Source organism: Albidovulum sediminicola, assembly GCF_025751575.1.
Taxonomy (GTDB): Bacteria; Pseudomonadota; Alphaproteobacteria; order Rhodobacterales; family Rhodobacteraceae; genus Albidovulum; species Albidovulum sediminicola.
Genome location: NZ_JAOWLA010000013.1, coordinates 19,727 through 35,565 on the forward strand (window position 1 = coordinate 19,727; position 15,839 = coordinate 35,565).

Annotated in this window: 12 protein-coding genes and 2 tRNA genes; 9 read left to right on the top strand and 5 right to left on the bottom strand. The window is 67.4% G+C overall.

Translation table 11 applies throughout. The features are described from left to right. The first annotated feature begins 62 nt into the window (after positions 1 to 62). From OE647_RS13880 to OE647_RS13920, 9 genes are all read left to right on the top strand, one after another. On the top strand, positions 63 to 2,114 hold the full coding sequence (locus OE647_RS13880) for a NosR/NirI family protein (RefSeq protein WP_263722355.1): 2,052 nt from the start codon (positions 63 to 65) through the stop codon (positions 2,112 to 2,114). Next, entirely contained in the window at positions 2,111 to 3,301 is a 1,191-nt protein-coding gene (locus OE647_RS13885; RefSeq protein ID WP_263722356.1) for an NnrS family protein, read from the top strand. Before OE647_RS13880 ends, OE647_RS13885 begins: the two co-directional genes overlap by 4 nt. Further along, the gene (locus OE647_RS13890) at positions 3,298 to 4,167 is read left to right on the top strand and encodes an FAD:protein FMN transferase (protein ID WP_263722357.1); all 870 of its coding nucleotides are present in this window, start codon (positions 3,298 to 3,300) and stop codon (positions 4,165 to 4,167) included. The genes OE647_RS13885 and OE647_RS13890 overlap by 4 nt, the downstream gene beginning before the upstream one ends. 99 nt (positions 4,168 to 4,266) lie before the next feature. Continuing rightward, entirely contained in the window at positions 4,267 to 4,719 is a 453-nt protein-coding gene (locus tag OE647_RS13895; protein WP_263722358.1) for a c-type cytochrome, read from the top strand. 12 nt (positions 4,720 to 4,731) lie between these two features. Further along, positions 4,732 to 6,129 (top strand): cbb3-type cytochrome c oxidase subunit I, encoded by a 1,398-nt coding sequence (locus tag OE647_RS13900; RefSeq protein ID WP_263722359.1) that lies wholly within the window; start codon positions 4,732 to 4,734, stop codon positions 6,127 to 6,129. Positions 6,130 to 6,134: 5 nt separating this feature from the next. After that, on the top strand, positions 6,135 to 6,941 hold the full coding sequence (locus OE647_RS13905) for a CbbQ/NirQ/NorQ/GpvN family protein (RefSeq protein ID WP_412174957.1): 807 nt from the start codon (positions 6,135 to 6,137) through the stop codon (positions 6,939 to 6,941). 8 nt (positions 6,942 to 6,949) lie between these two features. Continuing rightward, complete coding sequence (locus OE647_RS13910; protein ID WP_263722361.1) at positions 6,950 to 8,875, top strand: nitric oxide reductase activation protein NorD; 1,926 nt, start codon at positions 6,950 to 6,952, stop codon at positions 8,873 to 8,875. A gap of 56 nt (positions 8,876 to 8,931) precedes the next feature. Continuing rightward, complete coding sequence (locus tag OE647_RS13915; RefSeq protein WP_263722456.1) at positions 8,932 to 9,432, top strand: cytochrome c oxidase subunit 3; 501 nt, start codon at positions 8,932 to 8,934, stop codon at positions 9,430 to 9,432. Next, positions 9,429 to 9,671 (top strand): hypothetical protein, encoded by a 243-nt coding sequence (locus tag OE647_RS13920; protein ID WP_263722362.1) that lies wholly within the window; start codon positions 9,429 to 9,431, stop codon positions 9,669 to 9,671. The genes OE647_RS13915 and OE647_RS13920 overlap by 4 nt, the downstream gene beginning before the upstream one ends. Positions 9,672 to 9,688: 17 nt before the next feature. On the opposite strand, the gene OE647_RS13925 is transcribed toward OE647_RS13920, so the two are convergent. From OE647_RS13925 to OE647_RS13945, 5 genes are all read right to left on the bottom strand, one after another. Beyond that, positions 9,689 to 10,390, bottom strand: a complete 702-nt coding sequence (locus tag OE647_RS13925; protein WP_263722363.1) for a Crp/Fnr family transcriptional regulator — start codon at positions 10,388 to 10,390, stop codon at positions 9,689 to 9,691. Positions 10,391 to 10,678: 288 nt separating this feature from the next. Next, positions 10,679 to 10,753, bottom strand: a tRNA-Gly gene (locus tag OE647_RS13930). A gap of 111 nt (positions 10,754 to 10,864) precedes the next feature. Beyond that, positions 10,865 to 10,939, bottom strand: a tRNA-Gly gene (locus tag OE647_RS13935). Positions 10,940 to 11,098: 159 nt separating this feature from the next. Beyond that, entirely contained in the window at positions 11,099 to 14,539 is a 3,441-nt protein-coding gene (locus OE647_RS13940; RefSeq protein WP_263722364.1) for a pyruvate carboxylase, read from the bottom strand. 162 nt (positions 14,540 to 14,701) lie between these two features. Further along, positions 14,702 to 15,838, bottom strand: coding sequence for an alpha-hydroxy acid oxidase (locus OE647_RS13945; RefSeq protein ID WP_263722365.1), 1,137 nt, complete (start codon positions 15,836 to 15,838; stop codon positions 14,702 to 14,704). Between the last annotated feature and the right edge of the window lies 1 nt (position 15,839).

The window sequence follows — 15,839 nt, forward strand, 5'->3', positions numbered from 1 at the left end:
ACGCAACCGTGCCTTGACTTTCGTTAAGGCTGGCCCGCGACGGATTGCGCAATGGGGGAAGTATGTTCCGCATCCTGCGCCTTCTGAGCCTCAACTGCCTTCTGGCCCTGCCTGCTCTGGCGGGCGGGCCGCTGGCCGAGGACGCGCCGGATCTGCGCCCGCCAAGCCCTGAAGAGGCGGCCCTGATGCTTGGCCTTTCCGGCCCCGTCCAGATCATGCGCGAAGAGGGCGGCGTGCCGGGTTGGACCGTCGCCGCCGGTGGTGCCGCCGGTGGTGCCGCCGGTGGTGCCGCTGTGGGCCATGTGGGGTCCACCTGGGAAATCGCGGGGTCGGTCGGCTATTCCGGCCGCCCGCTCGACGTGCTCGTGGCGGTGACGCCCGAGGGCCGTATCGGCGGCGCGCTTTTGGTGCGCCACGACGAACCGGTGCTGACGCTCGGGATCTCGGACGCCGACATCGCGGCCTACGTCGCGGGGTTCGCGGGCTACGATCTGAACGCTGCCGGACCGGCGGCCGCGCCGCAGGGGCTTCCTGACGTGATCAGCCGCGCCACGGTTTCGACCGGCGTGATCCGAGACGGCATCCTGCGCACCGCGCGCACGCTCGCCATCGCGCGCGGCGTCATCGCCGGCAGTGGCGGTGTAGACCGCCTGAGCTACGCGCCCGCCACCTGGGACGACCTTTTGGCGATGGGCGCGCTTGCCGAAACGCGGGTGACGATGGCCGAGGCGTCCCGTGCGCTTGCCGGGGCGAAGGTGCCGGTGGAGGCTGGGCCGGGCGACTTCCTGCACCTCTGGGCGGGGATCATCGACACGCCCACCGTGGGGCGCAACCTGCTGGGGCAGCAGGATTTCACCAAGGCGGTCGGCAACCTGGGTGCGGGCGGCGCGGCGCTGGCTGTCATGTCCTCGGGCGTGCAGTCGCATCGCGGCACGGACTGGAAACGAACCGGTGTTTTCGACCGGCTGACCGTGGTCCAGGGCGGCACCCGCTGGCAGCCGACCGAGGACCGCTACCAGATGCAGAAGCGGCTGGCGGCGTATGGCGCCCCGAAGATGAAGGAGATCAGCCTTTTCGCCCTACCGGTCGAAATCGACCCCACCCGGCCCTTCACGCTGGAGGTGCGGGCGACCCGGCCGACCGCCACGGGCGAGGTTTCGATGGTCGTCGCACTTCCCTATGCGCTGCCCGAGGCCTTCCGCCTTGCCCCGCCGCCGGAGGCCGAGCCGCTCTGGGTCTCCGCCTGGCAGGTCAAGCGGCCGCAGATCGCCATCGTCGCGCTGATGCTGACCCTGCTGACGCTAATCCTGTTTGCGCAGGAATGGATCACGCGCCGCCCGCGGCTGTGGCGGACCGGACGGCTCACCTTCCTTGCTGCGACGTTCATTGTCCTGGGCATGGGGCTGAACGGCCAGCTTTCGGTGGTTCAGGTCGTGGCCTTCATCCATTCGCTGCTGACCGGCTTCCGCTGGGAAACCTTCCTGATCGAGCCGGTGATCTTCATCCTCTGGGGCTTCACCGCGCTTGGCATGCTCTTCTGGGGGCGTGGGGTCTATTGCGGCTGGCTTTGCCCCTTTGGCGCCTTGCAGGAACTGACCAATGCTGCCGCCCAGAAGCTGGCGGTGAAACAGATCGCCGTGCCGCAAGCGCTGCACGAGCGGCTCTGGGTCATCAAGTACACGGCCTTCGTCGGCATCCTCGCCCTGTCCTTCTATTCCATGCACGACGCGCTGATCGCGGCGGAGGTGGAACCCTTCAAGACCGCCATCTCGCTGCGCTTCCTGCGCGCCTGGCCCTTTGTCCTGTTCGCGCTTTCGCTCCTCTTCGCGGGGCTTTTCGTCGAGCGGTTCTTCTGCCGCTATCTCTGCCCGCTGGGCGCGGGACTTGCGATTCCGGCGAAGCTGAAGATCTTCGACTGGCTGAAGCGGCGCCCGCAATGCGGCCGCGAATGCCGGATGTGCGAGACCAAATGCACGGTCGGCGCGATCGATGCGATCGGCCGGATCAACCCCAACGAATGCGTCCTTTGCCTGCGCTGCCAGGTGATCATGAACGACGGGACGCAATGCCCGGTGCTCAAGCGCCGGGCGCGGGCGGAGGCCGCGTCCCAATGATCAAGCGCCTGTTCTCGGAAGGCTTCCGGATCTTCTTTCTTGCCGCCTGCCTCTTCGCCCTTGCCGCGATGGGGCAGTGGGAGGCCTATCTTGGCGTCGAGGCCGCCGGCGGCTGGGGCGCGCTGCCCGCCGCGCAAGCCCCCCATATCTGGCATGCGCATGAGATGATCTTCGGCTATGGCGCGGCGACGCTGGGCGGGTTCTTCCTGACGGCGGTGCCGAACTGGACCGGCGCCAAGGGGGCGGCACAGCGCTTCATCGCGCTCGCGTTCCTGGTCTGGCTGGCCGGGCGGCTGGCGATGTGGGGGGGCGCGTCGCTGCCGCCGGTCCTGGTCGCGGCGGCGGATCTGGCGTTCCTTCCGGTGTTGGCCGCGAAGATCGCCGCGCAACTCCTGGCGCGCCCAAAGCCGCAGCAGTTGATCTTCCTGCTTGCGCTGGGGTTCCTCTGGACCGCCAACCTGTTTTGCCATCTCGAATGGCTTGGCCTGCTGTCCGACGGGGTTGAGCAGGGGTTGCGCGCGGGCCTGCTGACGCTGATCGCGATGATCGTCATCCTCGGCGGACGGGTGACGCCGGGCTTCACGCGCAATGCCATGGCCGCCTCGGGGCGAGAGGATCGGTTGCCGCAGAATCCGAAGGCCCTTGCGATCCTGTCCATCGCCCCCGCTCTGGCGCTGCCGCCCGTTGTCCTTGTAGGGCTTCCCGAGTTGATCATTGGTGCGCTAGCAATCCTCGCGGGGGCTGCGGCGCTGGCCCGCCTGACGCTCTGGCGCAGTGCCTGGACGGTGCGGCGGCCGATCCTCTGGACGCTGCACCTGTCCTACGGTCTGACCGGGGCGGGGCTTCTGGCCTTTGGCCTCGCAAGCCTGAACATCGGGTCAGAGATCGCGGCGCTGCATCTTCTGGGCATCGGCGCGGTCGGGGGCATGACGCTGTCGGTCCTGTCGCGCGCAACGCTGGGCCACACCGGGCGGCCTCTGGTTGCGCCCACCGCTGTCACCGTCGCCTATGTGCTGATGCCGCTTGCCGCGCTGCTGCGCTATCTGGGCGGGGCGCTGCCCGCGCTGCACACGCCCGCCACGCTGGTCGCGGGCGGGCTCTGGATCGCGGCCTTCGCGCTCGTACTTGCGGCGCTGATCCCGGCCTGGCTCCTGCCGCGCGCGCCGGTTGGGAGGCCCGCACCGTGAACCGCCGCCGCTTCCTGATGATGACCGCATGCCTGTGTGCCGCCCGTGCCGAGGCCGCGCCGACGGTCGAATGGCAAGGGGCCGGATTTGGTACGGCGCTGTCGCTGCGCCTTGTCGGTGCCGATCCGCTGCGCGCCCGCCGGACGCTGCGCCGCGTCGAGGCCGAGATCGAGCGGATCGAGGCCAGCTTTTCGCTCCGCCGCGATTCGGCGCTGACGCGGCTCAACCGGGACGGGCACCTGGCCTGGCCATCGCCGGAGTTTCGCGCGCTGATGGGGCTGTGCGCGCGGGCCCACGCCGCGACCGATGGCGCGTTCGATCCGACGGTCCAGCCGCTTTGGCGCGCGAGGGCCGAGGGCGGCGATACGGAGGCTGCCCGCGCCGCGATCGGCTGGAACCGGGTCAGGGTGGAGGAGCGGGAGATACGTCTGGCGCCCGGTCAGGCCCTGACCTTCAACGGGATCGCGCAGGGCTGGGCCGCAGACCGGATCGCCGCGCTCTTGCGGGCGGAGGGCTACGGCGATGCGCTCATCGACATGGGCGAGGTGCAGGCGCTGGGCCACCGTCAGGACGGCGGCGACTGGATCGCTGCGATCGCCGCGCCGTCCGGGTCGCGCCTGGCCGAAAGCCGGCTCTTGAACCGGGCGCTCGCCACGTCTTCGCCCCTGGGCACGGTGATCGGCGGGGGACAGGCGCATATCCTCGGCCCCGCCGGGCAAGCGCCGCTTTGGTCCACCGTTTCGGTCAGCGCGCCGGAGGCAGCGGTGGCGGACGCGCTCTCCACGGCGTTTTGCCTGATGGAGCGCCCGGCCATGGACGCCGCACTGCGGGCATTTCCCGGCGCACGGATCGAAATTGCCGCCTGACAACAGAACCGGAGCCTCGGGTTGACTTTTGTTAAGGCCCTGCGCCGCCGCTTCGATCACACCAGCGTTACCTGAAACCGCTCCGGGAAGGATTCCGCCATGCGCGAAGTCATGACCAAGAGCATGGCCCGCAACATCTTCTACGGCGGGTCGCTGTTCTTCATCATCATCTTCGTGGGCCTCACGGTTCACTCGCACAACTACATAACCTCCACATCCACCGATGAAGCGTCGCTGACCGACAGCGTCGCCGCAGGCAAGCGCGTCTGGGAAGAGAAGGCCTGCATCAACTGCCACACGATCCTGGGCGAGGGCGCCTATTTCGCCCCGGAACTGGCGAACGTCATGACCCGCTGGGGCGTGGCGGACGACCCCGAGGCGGCCTTCGACACGCTGAAGGGCTGGATGGACGCCATGCCCACGGGCATCGAGGGGCGCCGGCAGATGCCCCAGTTCAACCTGACCGACCAGCAATACCGCGACCTTGCCGACTTCCTGCTGTGGACCAACAAGATCCGCGCCCAGGACTGGCCGCCGAACGACGCGGGCTGAGGAGACAGAACCATGAAATATCAATCGCAAAAGATCGCGCTGGCCTACTTCCTGGTCGCGATGGTGCTTTTCGCCGTCCAGGTCTCGCTGGGGCTGGTCCTCGGCTGGATCTATGTCGATGGCACCTTCCTGTCCGAGATCCTGCCGTTCAACGTTGGCCGGATGCTGCACACGAACAGCCTGATCGTCTGGCTCCTGCTGGGCTTCTTCGGCGCCGCCTACTACCTCATCCCCGAGGAATCGGAGCGGGAGATCCACTCCCCCAAGCTCGCCTATCTGCAGCTGGCGATTTTCGTGCTGGGCACCGCGGGCGTGGTCGTCACCTATTTCTTCAACCTCTTCGAGGGCAACTTCCTTCTGGGGCGTGAGGGGCGCGAGTTCCTGGAACAGCCGCGTTGGGTCAAGGCCGGCATCGTCGTCGCGGCGCTCATCTTCCTCTACAACGTCTCGATGACGGTGCTTTCGGGCAAGAAGACCGCGATCACGAACATCTTGCTTCTGGGCCTCTGGGGCCTGGCGCTGCTGTTCCTCTTTGCCTTCGTGAACCCGGCGAACCTCGCGCTCGACAAGATGTACTGGTGGTATGTCGTCCATCTGTGGGTCGAAGGCACCTGGGAACTGGTGATGGCCTCGATCCTCGCCTTCCTGATGCTGAAGCTGACGGGCGTCGACCGCGAAGTGGTGGAAAAGTGGCTCTACGTCATCGCCGCGCTCGCGCTCTTCTCGGGTATCCTCGGAACCGGGCACCACTACTACTGGATCGGCACGCCGGGTTACTGGCAGTGGATCGGCTCGATCTTCTCGTCTCTGGAAGTCGTTCCGTTCTTCGCGATGATGGCCTTTGCCTTCGTAATGGTCTGGAAGGGCCGCCGCGACCACCCGAACAAGGCGGCGCTTCTCTGGTCGCTCGGCTGTGCGACGCTGGCGTTCTTCGGCGCGGGTGTCTGGGGCTTCCTGCACACGCTGCACGGGGTGAACTTCTACACCCACGGCACGCAGATCACCGCCGCGCACGGGCACCTCGCCTTCTACGGCGCCTATGTCTGCCTCAACCTCGCGATCATCAGCTACGCAATGCCGCACCTGAAGGGGCGGGACCCCTATAACCAGGTGCTCAACATGGCCGCGTTCTGGCTGATGTCGGGTGGCGTGGTGTTCATGACCTTCACGCTGACCTTCGCGGGCACGGTTCAGACGCACCTGCAACGCGTCCTGGGCATGAGCTACATGGAGGTCCAGGACCAGCTCTGGGTGTTCTACGCGATGCGCTTCGGCTCCGGCGTGGCCGTGGTTCTGGGCGCGGTGCTCTTCATCTACGCGATCCTTGTGCCGCGGCGCGAAGTCGTCACCCCCGGCCCGCTTGAGCGCGACCGGCTGGCGCATGACGCCGACCACGTTGCGGCGGAGTGATGGAGATGGACGGAACCCTCAACCTGAAGGGGGCGGCTGACGCCCCCTTCTACCTGCCGCAGGGCGACGAATGCGAAGTCTTCCTCGCCGCCGCGGCGCGTGACCTGCCGATCCTGCTCAAGGGCCCGACGGGCTGCGGCAAGACCCGCTTCGTCGCCGCGATGGCGCACCGGCTGGGCCGCCCGCTTTACACCGTGGCCTGCCATGACGACCTCTCAGCTGCCGACCTGATCGGGCGTTACCTGCTCAAGGGCGGAGAGACGGTCTGGGTCGATGGCCCGCTGACGCGTGCGGTGCGCGAAGGCGCGATCTGCTACCTCGACGAGGTGGTGGAGGCGCGCAAGGACGTGACCGTTGTCCTTCACCCGCTGACCGACGACCGGCGCATCCTGCCGATCGACCGCACGGGCGAGGAGCTTGAGGCCGCGCCCGGCTTCCTTCTGGTCGCCTCCTACAACCCCGGCTATCAGAACATCCTCAAGACGCTGAAACCCTCGACCCGGCAGCGCTTCGTCTCGCTCGAATTCGGCTTCCCGAAGCCCGAGCATGAAATCCCGGTCGTCGCGCGTGAATCGGGCCTTTCCGAGGACCGGGTCAAGCCTCTGGTCCGGCTCGCGGGCAAGCTTCGCGCGATGAAGGGCCAGGATCTGGAGGAAGGGATCTCCACCCGGCTGGTGGTCTATGCCGCGACGCTGATCGCGCATGGCATGCCCGTCGACCGAGCCATCCGCGCGGCGATGATCGAGCCGCTGACCGACGATGCGGATGTGAAGAATGGGCTCCGCGATCTCGTGACCGCCGTATTCGGGTGAGGCCGGCAATGTCACGGATCGACTTCGAGCCATGGGAACCCGAAGAAACGGTCGGGAAACTGTGGCACGCCCTTGCCAGCCGTCTGGACGGGACACCCGTCCACAACGGAGCCCGTGTCCACCTTTCCGAGGTGGGGGGACGGCTGGCAGTTCTATTTCGCGGTCTCGGCGGCGATCCCGCGGTCGAGGTCAAGCCGGTGGCCGACGAGATCAGCCATCACCGGCTGTCGGCGCTGCGCCGTCTGGGAACCTGGCGCGAGGCGCTGCCGCGCGCAAGCTTCGACGGCGCGAGCCTCAGGCTACCCGAAAGCCTGGCGGTCTTTCCGGCGCGCGAGGCGAATGCGGCGCTTTACATCTGGCTTGCCGTGATGGCCTCGGCCGCAGGTCAGGCCGTCCCGCCCGCCACCGATGACCCGCTGCTTGCGGATATCGCGGCCATCGAGGCCGCCCGCGCCATGACCGAGGCGGCGCTGGCAGAGGCCCCCGGCTACCGGCGCCTTTACCGCGATCTGTCCGAGGCCACGCTTCTTTTCCGCCGCACCGCGCAGCTTCCGGCCGTTGAAGCGGCGGTCGAGGCGCGCGTCCGGCAGGCGCTGGGCGATCCCGCGCCGTTGCCCACGACGGACCTTCCGCCGAAGGCCCCGCGCGGCTATCGCCCCTTCCGCCCGGTCCCGCTCTGGCCCGATCTGCGCGACCTGTCGCGATCCGAGGCGACGGCCGTAGAAACCCGCGCCACCGAGGGCACGCCCGAGGAGGCCGAGGAACGCACCGCCCGCCGCGCCCGTCGCCGCAAGGCCGACCAGGCCGATCGCAATGACAGTTTCATCCTCCACAAGTTCGAGGCGATTCTGTCGATGACGGAGTTCCTTAACCTCAACCGCCGGGTCGAGGACGACGACGAGGATACCGCCCGCAAGGCCGCCGACGACCAGGAGGAGATCGGGCTCGCCCAGGTTTCCAAGGCGCCGGCGACGCGGCTGAAGCTGCACCTCGACCTCGCGCCCGAGGATGTTGACCGGGAAGCCCTGTCGGGCCAGTGCCTGTACCCCGAGTGGGATGTGCGCACGGGTGCCTACCTTGCCGCCCACGCCCGCGTGCTCCATTCGCGCGCCGAGGCGAGCGAGGACATCCCCTCCTTCCGCAGCGATCCGCGCGCAAGCGCGCGCATCCGCGCCGTCCGCCGCCAGTTCGAGGCGCTGCGCCCCAGCCTCATCTCGACGCCGGGCCACCCGGACGGTGACGAGCTAGACACCGAGCGGGCGGTGCGCGCGCGGGTCGATCTTCTGGCCTGCGGCGAGGGGACCGACCGCGTCTGGCGTCAGACCCGGCCCGAACGGCGCGATCTTGCCGTCTCGATCCTGCTGGACGTGTCGCGCTCGACCGAAAGCGCGATCCCCGGCCACGGCCACGACGGGCGCAGCGTCATCGACATCGAGCGCGAGGCGCTGGCCGCGCTGGCCTGGGGGCTTGACGCCTGCGGTGACGATTTCGCGATCCACGCCTTTTCCTCGCTGAAGCGCCAGCGCGTCTTCGTGCAGACCGTCAAGGACTTTGGCGAGCCAATGACGACGGGGACGGAGCAGCGCATCGCCGCGTTGAAACCGGGCCACTACACGCGCCTTGGCGCCGCGATCCGGCATGTCTCCTCCGAGCTTGCCGCGCAGGCCCGCAAGCGCCGGTTGCTTCTGGTCCTGACCGACGGTAAGCCCAACGACCTCGACCACTACGAGGGCCGCCACGGGATCGAGGACAGCCGCATGGCAATCCTAGAGGCGCGCCGGGCCGGGCATTCGGTCTTCGGCATCACCGTGGACCGGGACGGCAAGACCTGGTTCCCGCGGCTCTTCGGGCAGGGGGCCTTCGCGCTGATCCCGCACCCCGAGAAGCTGACGCAGGCACTGCCGCAGATCTACCGGCAGCTTGTGACCGGATGACGGAGCAAGCTGGAGAACGACCGTCGGTGCTCGACCAGTTGCCGGGCGAGTTGATGATGTGGGTTCTGATCGTGTCCGAACTGCTGGTGTTCGGCGCGGGTCTCGCCGCCTTCCTTGCCGTGCGTATCACCGACCCGGCGGGATTTTCCGAGGCGCAGTCGCATCTTCACCGCGCAGGGGCGGGCGTGAACACCATCGTTCTTGTCACCTCGGGCTGGCTCGCGGCGCATGCGGTGTGTGCGGCGGAAGCCGGGCGGGCGCGCCGGTTGCGCGGGCTGATCGCGGGCGCCATCGCGCTTGGCGCGGTGTTCCTGGTGCTGAAGGGCATGGAATACGCGGATCTCGCGGCCGCGGGCATTAGCTTTGAAACCCACGCCTTCTTCACCTTCTCTTACCTGCTAACCGGGTTTCACGCGGCGCATGTGGTCGCGGGGATGGTCCTGCTGGCTGTCGTCGCGGTCCCGGCGAGCCCCCGCGCGGTCGAGACCGGGGCTGCCTTCTGGCACATGGTGGACCTTGTCTGGGTGCTGCTTTTCCCGGTGATCTACCTGCTATGACGATCACGCGCGCCTGGATGATGCTTCTGGTCTTGTCCACCGCCTCCACGGCGCTCGCGGCCAGCGGGATGCACGGCGCGCCGTTCGTGGTGGCGGTGCTGGCGCTTGCGGGGGCGAAAGCGCACATAATCCTGGCGCGCTACCTTGGCCTTGCCGCCGCCCCGTCGATCCTGGCCGGATTCGACCTGTCGCTGGCGGTGGTCCTGATCCTGTTCATGGGGCTTGCGCTGGCCGCCTGACAGACGGTGGGGTGCTCTCAGGGCTTGGACCAGGCCAGCGCGGGGTCTTCCTCGACATACTCGCGCAGGGTTTCGATATCCTCGATCCGCGCCATGTTCTGACGGACGCTGACGCCATGCGCCTTGAGCCGCGCAAAGGCCCGGCTCAGGCTTTCCGGCTTCATGCCGAGCCGGCCGGCGATCAGCACCTTGTCATAGGGCAGCGTCACCTCGCAGGGGCCCTCGGTGCAGCCCGATAGTTCCAGCAGGAACTCCGCCACCCGCTGCGCGCCGGTCTGGGCCTTCAGCTGCTCGACCTGCGCGACGAGCGAATGCAGATGCGCGAAGGTGGCCGAAAGGATCGATATCGCGACCTCCGGGCTTTCGCGGATCATTCGCAAGAAGATCTCCGCCTCGATGCGGATCAGCGTACAGTCGGTGACGGCTTCGGCCGAGACCGGATAGGTGTCGTGGCGGAAGGCGACCGCCTCGCCGAAGCTCGACCCCTTGGTGAAGGTGCCAACGATCGCCTCGGCGCCGTTCGGGGCGATGCGGTACAGCTTCACCCAGCCTTCCGCGACGATGTAGATCGCCGTTGCCCGCTCGCCCTGAAGGAAGATGGTGGCGCCGCGGTCGAAGGACCGGCTGTGGGCGCCCGCCAGAAGTTGTCCGCGGATCTCCTGCGGGACCGAGGCCAGGAGCAAGGAGCGCCCCGCGATCGTCTGGAATTCGGTTTTCATTCACATGCCCCTTTTCGGCAGAGCCATATCAAATCGCGATCGGGCCGTCAGCACCCGGTATGCCTTGTGCGGCAGATTTGCGTGGCATGCCGTCGCGCGCAGGGCGTCGCGCCCTGGGGTGCCGAGACGAATCGGCTGCGGGTCATTGCGACTCGGTGCGCCACAAACAGACATGGCGAAAGTCCGTGCGCGGTCGGTCGCTTTGGCAGGATTCGTCCGCAATCCCGATGTCTTATGCGCCCGCGCTGTTCGCGCTTGACACTTCAGACCATCGATCAAGTGATGTTTTGGAGCGGGCGATGAGATTCGAACTCACGACCCTAACCTTGGCAAGGTTATGCTCTACCCCTGAGCTACGCCCGCACTCCGTGACCGTCTGATAGCGCCGCCGCACGAGGAGTGCAAGGCGAATTCACGCGCTTTTTCATGGTCTTGCATCAAAAACAAAAAGGCACCCGAAGGTGCCTTGTTTGTTGGAGCGGGCGATGAGATTCGAACTCACGACCCTAACCTTGGCAAGGTTATGCTCTACCCCTGAGCTACGCCCGCGCTCCGTGACGGGCGATTTATAAACTTCGCCGGGGGGGTGCAAGGGGAAAACGATAGGAAAGGCGAGAAATTTGCGCGGCGGGGCACTTGAACGTGAAAGGGGCGGACGAACGTCCGCCCCTTTGGGTTTTTCGCGCGGCGATCTTGCCGTGGCGCGTGTCACTCCAGCTCGATCAGCAGGTCCTTGGCCTCGATCTGGCTGCCGGGATGGACGAGGACGGCCCGCACGGTCGCGTCGCGTTCGGCATGCAGGCCGGTTTCCATCTTCATCGCCTCGATCGTCAGCAGCAGGTCGCCCGCATTGACCTTCTGGCCCGGAGCGACCGCGACGGAAGCGACAGAGCCCGGCATCGGCGCGCCGATATGGTTGGGGTTGCCGTCCTGCGCCTTGGGCTTGGCCGCGGTCTTGGCTTTCACCAGCCGGTTCGGCACGCGGATCACGCGGGGCTGGCCGTTGAGTTCGAAGAAGACCTTGACCTCCCCCATGTCGTCGGTCTCGCCCACGGCCTGGAGGCGGATCTCCAGCGTCTTGCCGGGGTCGATTTCGGCCGCGATCTGTTCGCCGGGAACCATCCCGTAGAAGAAGGTGCGGGTCGGCAGGGTGCGGACGGGGCCATAGATGCGGTGACGGCCCATGTAGTCCAGGAAGACCTTGGGATACATGATGTAGCCGTTCAGGTCCTCGTCATCGACGGCAAAGCCCAGCAGTTCCTTCGAGACCATGCTGCGGGTGGCTTCCAGGTCCACCGGCGGCAGGTGCTTGCCCGGCCGCTCGGTATTGGGCGCTTCGCCCTTCAGGACCTTCTTGACGATGCCTTCGGGGAAACCGCCCGGCGGCTGGCCAAGGTTGCCGCGCATCATGTCCACGACCGAGTCGGGGAAGGCCACGTCGACGGCCGGGTCCTCGACCTCGGACCGGGTCAGGTTCTGCGCGACCATCATCAGCGCCATGTCGCCCACGACCTTGGAGGACGGCGTGACCTTGACGATATCGCCGAACATCCGGTTGGAGTCGGCATAGGCCTGCGCGACCTCGTGCCAGCGCTCCTCAAGCCCCAGCGAACGCGCCTGGGCCTTGAGGTTGGTGAACTGGCCGCCCGGCATCTCGTGCAGGTAAACCTCGGACGCGGGCGCCTCCAGGCCGGATTCGAAGGCGCGGTACTGGTGGCGTACCGCTTCCCAGTAGTTGGAGATCTGCCGGATGGCGGAGATGTCGAGGCCGGTGTCGCGTTCGGTATGGGCCATCGCCTCGACGATGGAGCCGAGGCATGGCTGCGAGGTCCCGCCCGAGAAGGCGTCCATCGCCGCGTCCACGGCCGAGACGCCCGCGTCGGCGGCGGCAAGGATGGTGGCCCCGGCGATGCCGGAGGTGTCGTGGGTGTGGAAGTGGATCGGCAGGCCGACCTCTTCCTTCAGCGCCTTGAAGAGGACGCGGGCGGCGGCGGGTTTCAGGAGGCCCGCCATGTCCTTGAGCCCCAGCACATGGGCGCCCGCATCCCGCAGCGCCTTACCCATGGAGACGTAGTAGTTCAGATCGTACTTCGCCCGGTCGGGGTTCAGGATGTCGCCGGTGTAGCAGATCGCCGCTTCGCAGACCTTGTTGTTCTCCACCACCGCGTCCATCGCGACGCGCATGTTCTCGACCCAGTTCAGGCTGTCGAAGACCCGGAACACGTCGATGCCGGTCGTCGCGGCCTGGCGGACGAACTCCTGCACCACGTTGTCGGGGTAGTTGGTGTAGCCGACCCCGTTCGAGGCCCTGAGCAGCATCTGCGTCATCAGGTTCGGCATGGCGCGGCGAAGGTCGCGCAGGCGCTGCCAGGGGCATTCCTGCAAGAAGCGGTAGGCCACGTCGAAGGTGGCCCCCCCCCAGCATTCGACGCTGAAAAGCTGCGGCAGGTTCGCGGCGTAGGCGGGCGCGACCTTGATCATGTCGATCGAGCGCATGCGCGTCGCCAGAAGGCTCTGGTGCCCGTCGCGCATCGTGGTGTCGGTCAGGAGGAGCTTCTTCTGGCTGGCCATCCAGTCGGCGACCGCCTGCGGGCCCTGCTCCTCAAGCAGGTTGCGGGTGCCCTTCACGGGCGCGGCCTTGAGCGCGGGCACCTTCGGCGCGCGCGCCTCGGCGGCGGGCTTGGGGCGGCCGGCGGTTTCGGGATGCCCGTTGACCGTGATGTCCGCGACATAGGTCAGGATCTTGGTCGCGCGGTCACGGCGCTTCTTGAACTGGAAGAGCCCCGGCGTCGTGTCGATGAACTTGGTCGTATAGGTGTTGTCGAGGAAGGTCGGGTGCTTCAGCAGGTTCTCGACGAAGGCGATGTTGGTGGACACGCCCCGGATGCGGAATTCGCGTAGCGCGCGGTCCATCCGCGCGATCGCCTGTTCCGGGGTCGGCGCCCAGGCCGTCACCTTCACCAGGAGCGAGTCGTAATAGCGGGTGATCACCCCGCCCGAATAGGCCGTGCCGCCGTCCAGGCGGATACCCATGCCGGTCGCGGAGCGGTAGGCGGTGATGCGGCCGTAATCGGGGATGAAGTTGTTCTGCGGGTCCTCGGTCGTCACCCGGCACTGGAGCGCGTGGCCCTTGAGCACCACGTCCTCCTGCCGCGCGACGCCGGTCGCCTCGGCCAAGGTCTTACCCTCGGCGATCTTGATCTGGGCCTGGACGATGTCGATGCCGGTCACCTCCTCGGTGACGGTGTGTTCGACCTGGACGCGGGGGTTCACCTCGATGAAGTAGAACTTGCCCGACTCCATATCCATCAGGAACTCGACCGTGCCCGCGCACTCGTAGTTCACATGGGCGCAGATGCGGCGGCCAAGCTCGCAGATCTCGGCGCGCTGCGCCTCGCTCAGGTAGGGGGCGGGGGCGCGTTCGACGACCTTCTGGTTGCGGCGCTGGACCGTGCAGTCGCGTTCATAGAGGTGGAAGATGTTCCCGTGGCTGTCGCCAAGGATCTGCACCTCGACGTGGCGGGCGCGGATGATCATCTTTTCCAGATAGCCCTCGCCGTTGCCAAAGGCGGCTTCGGCCTCGCGTCGGCCCTCGCGGACCTTCTCGACCAGTTCTTCGGGGCCGTTGATCGGGCGCATGCCCCGGCCGCCGCCGCCCCAGCTGGCCTTCAGCATCAGGGGATAGCCGATCTCGGCGGCCTCTTTCTTTATCGCGTCGAAGTCGTCGCCCAGGACCTCGGTCGCCGGGATGACCGGGACGCCTGCCGCGATCGCCACGCGCCGGGCGCTGGCCTTGTCGCCAAGGGCGCGCATGGTCTCGGCCTTGGGGCCGATGAAGGTGATGCCGTTGGTCGCGCAGGCCTCTACGAACTCCGGGTTCTCGGACAAGAGGCCATAGCCCGGATGGATCGCGTCGGCGCCGCATTCCTTGGCGACCCGGATGATCTCGGGGATCGAGAGATAGGCCGCGACCGGCCCCATGCCTTCGCCGATGCGGTAGGCTTCGTCCGCCTTGAAACGGTGGAGGGAGAGCTTGTCTTCCTCGGCGTAGACCGCGACGGTCTTCTTGCCGAGCTCGGTCGCCGCCCGCATGACGCGAATGGCGATTTCACCCCGGTTGGCCACAAGGATCTTCTTGAATTCGGTCATCGGCGGTCCTCCCAAGCGACGGTGCGGACTTTAGGCACGCTGCGCTGCGGCGCAAGCCCCGGAATCGGCGGACCGTCAGGATTCGGTAACGTTTCGTTCTGCATATTCCCCCCAGCCCGGCACTCTGACGCGCAAACGAAGCAAAGCGAGCAAAACGCGACCTCAGCGCGGAAGAAGGCGGGCGGGCAGATCCGAAAGACGCCGTGCGCCAAGCTGGCCCATGTTCGCGGCCATGTCCTTCGCCAGAAGGTCCGCCAGATGCGCGGGGCCGAGGTCCCCCAGCGCGGCCAGCGCATAGTGCCAGGCACGCCCCAGCATCACGAAATCGGCCCCCAGCGCCAATGCGCGCAGGATGTCGAGCCCGCCTTCGATGCCGCTGTCGAAGATCACCGGCAGCGATGTGGCCGCGCGGATCGCGGGCAGGACCTCGACCGTCGCGGGGGCCGCGTCGAACTGCCGGCCTGCGTGGTTCGACACCCAGATCGCGTCCACCCCCGCGGCCTCCAGCCGTGCGGCGTCCTCAGGGGTCAGGACCCCCTTGACGATCAGCGGCCCCGCCCAGGCATCGCGCAGCGTGCGCAGGTAATCCCAGTCAGGGGAGGTCCGCAGCAGGTAGCCGATATGGGCGGTCGACGACAGGCTGACCTTCGTGTCCGCATACCCGTCCATGAGCCGCATTCGAGGCATGCCCATGCGCAGCGTCCCCAGCGCCCAGGCGGGACGGAGCGCGACCTGCGCGAAAAGCCGGGGCGTCAGGCGCGGCGGCTGCGTCAGGCCCGAGCGTGTCTGGCGCTCGCGCCGACTTGCCACGGGAACATCGGCCGTCAGGATCAGTGTCGAAAAGCCCGCTGCCCGCGCCCGGTTGAGCATGTCGGCCCGGATCGCCGGATCGCGTGGCGGATAAAGCTGGAACCAGCCGTGCTGGCCCAGCGCCGGCGCGACATCCTCGGGCGTGCGGCTGGCGACGGTGGACAGGCAGAAGGGCAGGCCCGCCGTGGCGGCCGCGCGGGCCAGCCGGCGTTCGGCATCGGGCCAGATCAAACCCGACATGCCAACCGGCGCCATGCCGAAGGGCAGGGGGAAGTTCTGCCCTAAAAGGCGCGCGCCCAGATCCGGCGTCATCTCTCCATGCAGGATCGAGGGGCGGAACAGGACCTTGTCCAACTCCGCCCGGTTGCGCCGCTGCGTCGCCTCGTTTCCCGTCGCGCTGTCGAGATAATCCCAGACGAAGCGCGGAAGCCGCGCGCGGGCGCGGTTCCTAAGGTCCGAGATTGCGGGATAGCGCTGGTGAAGGTCCATG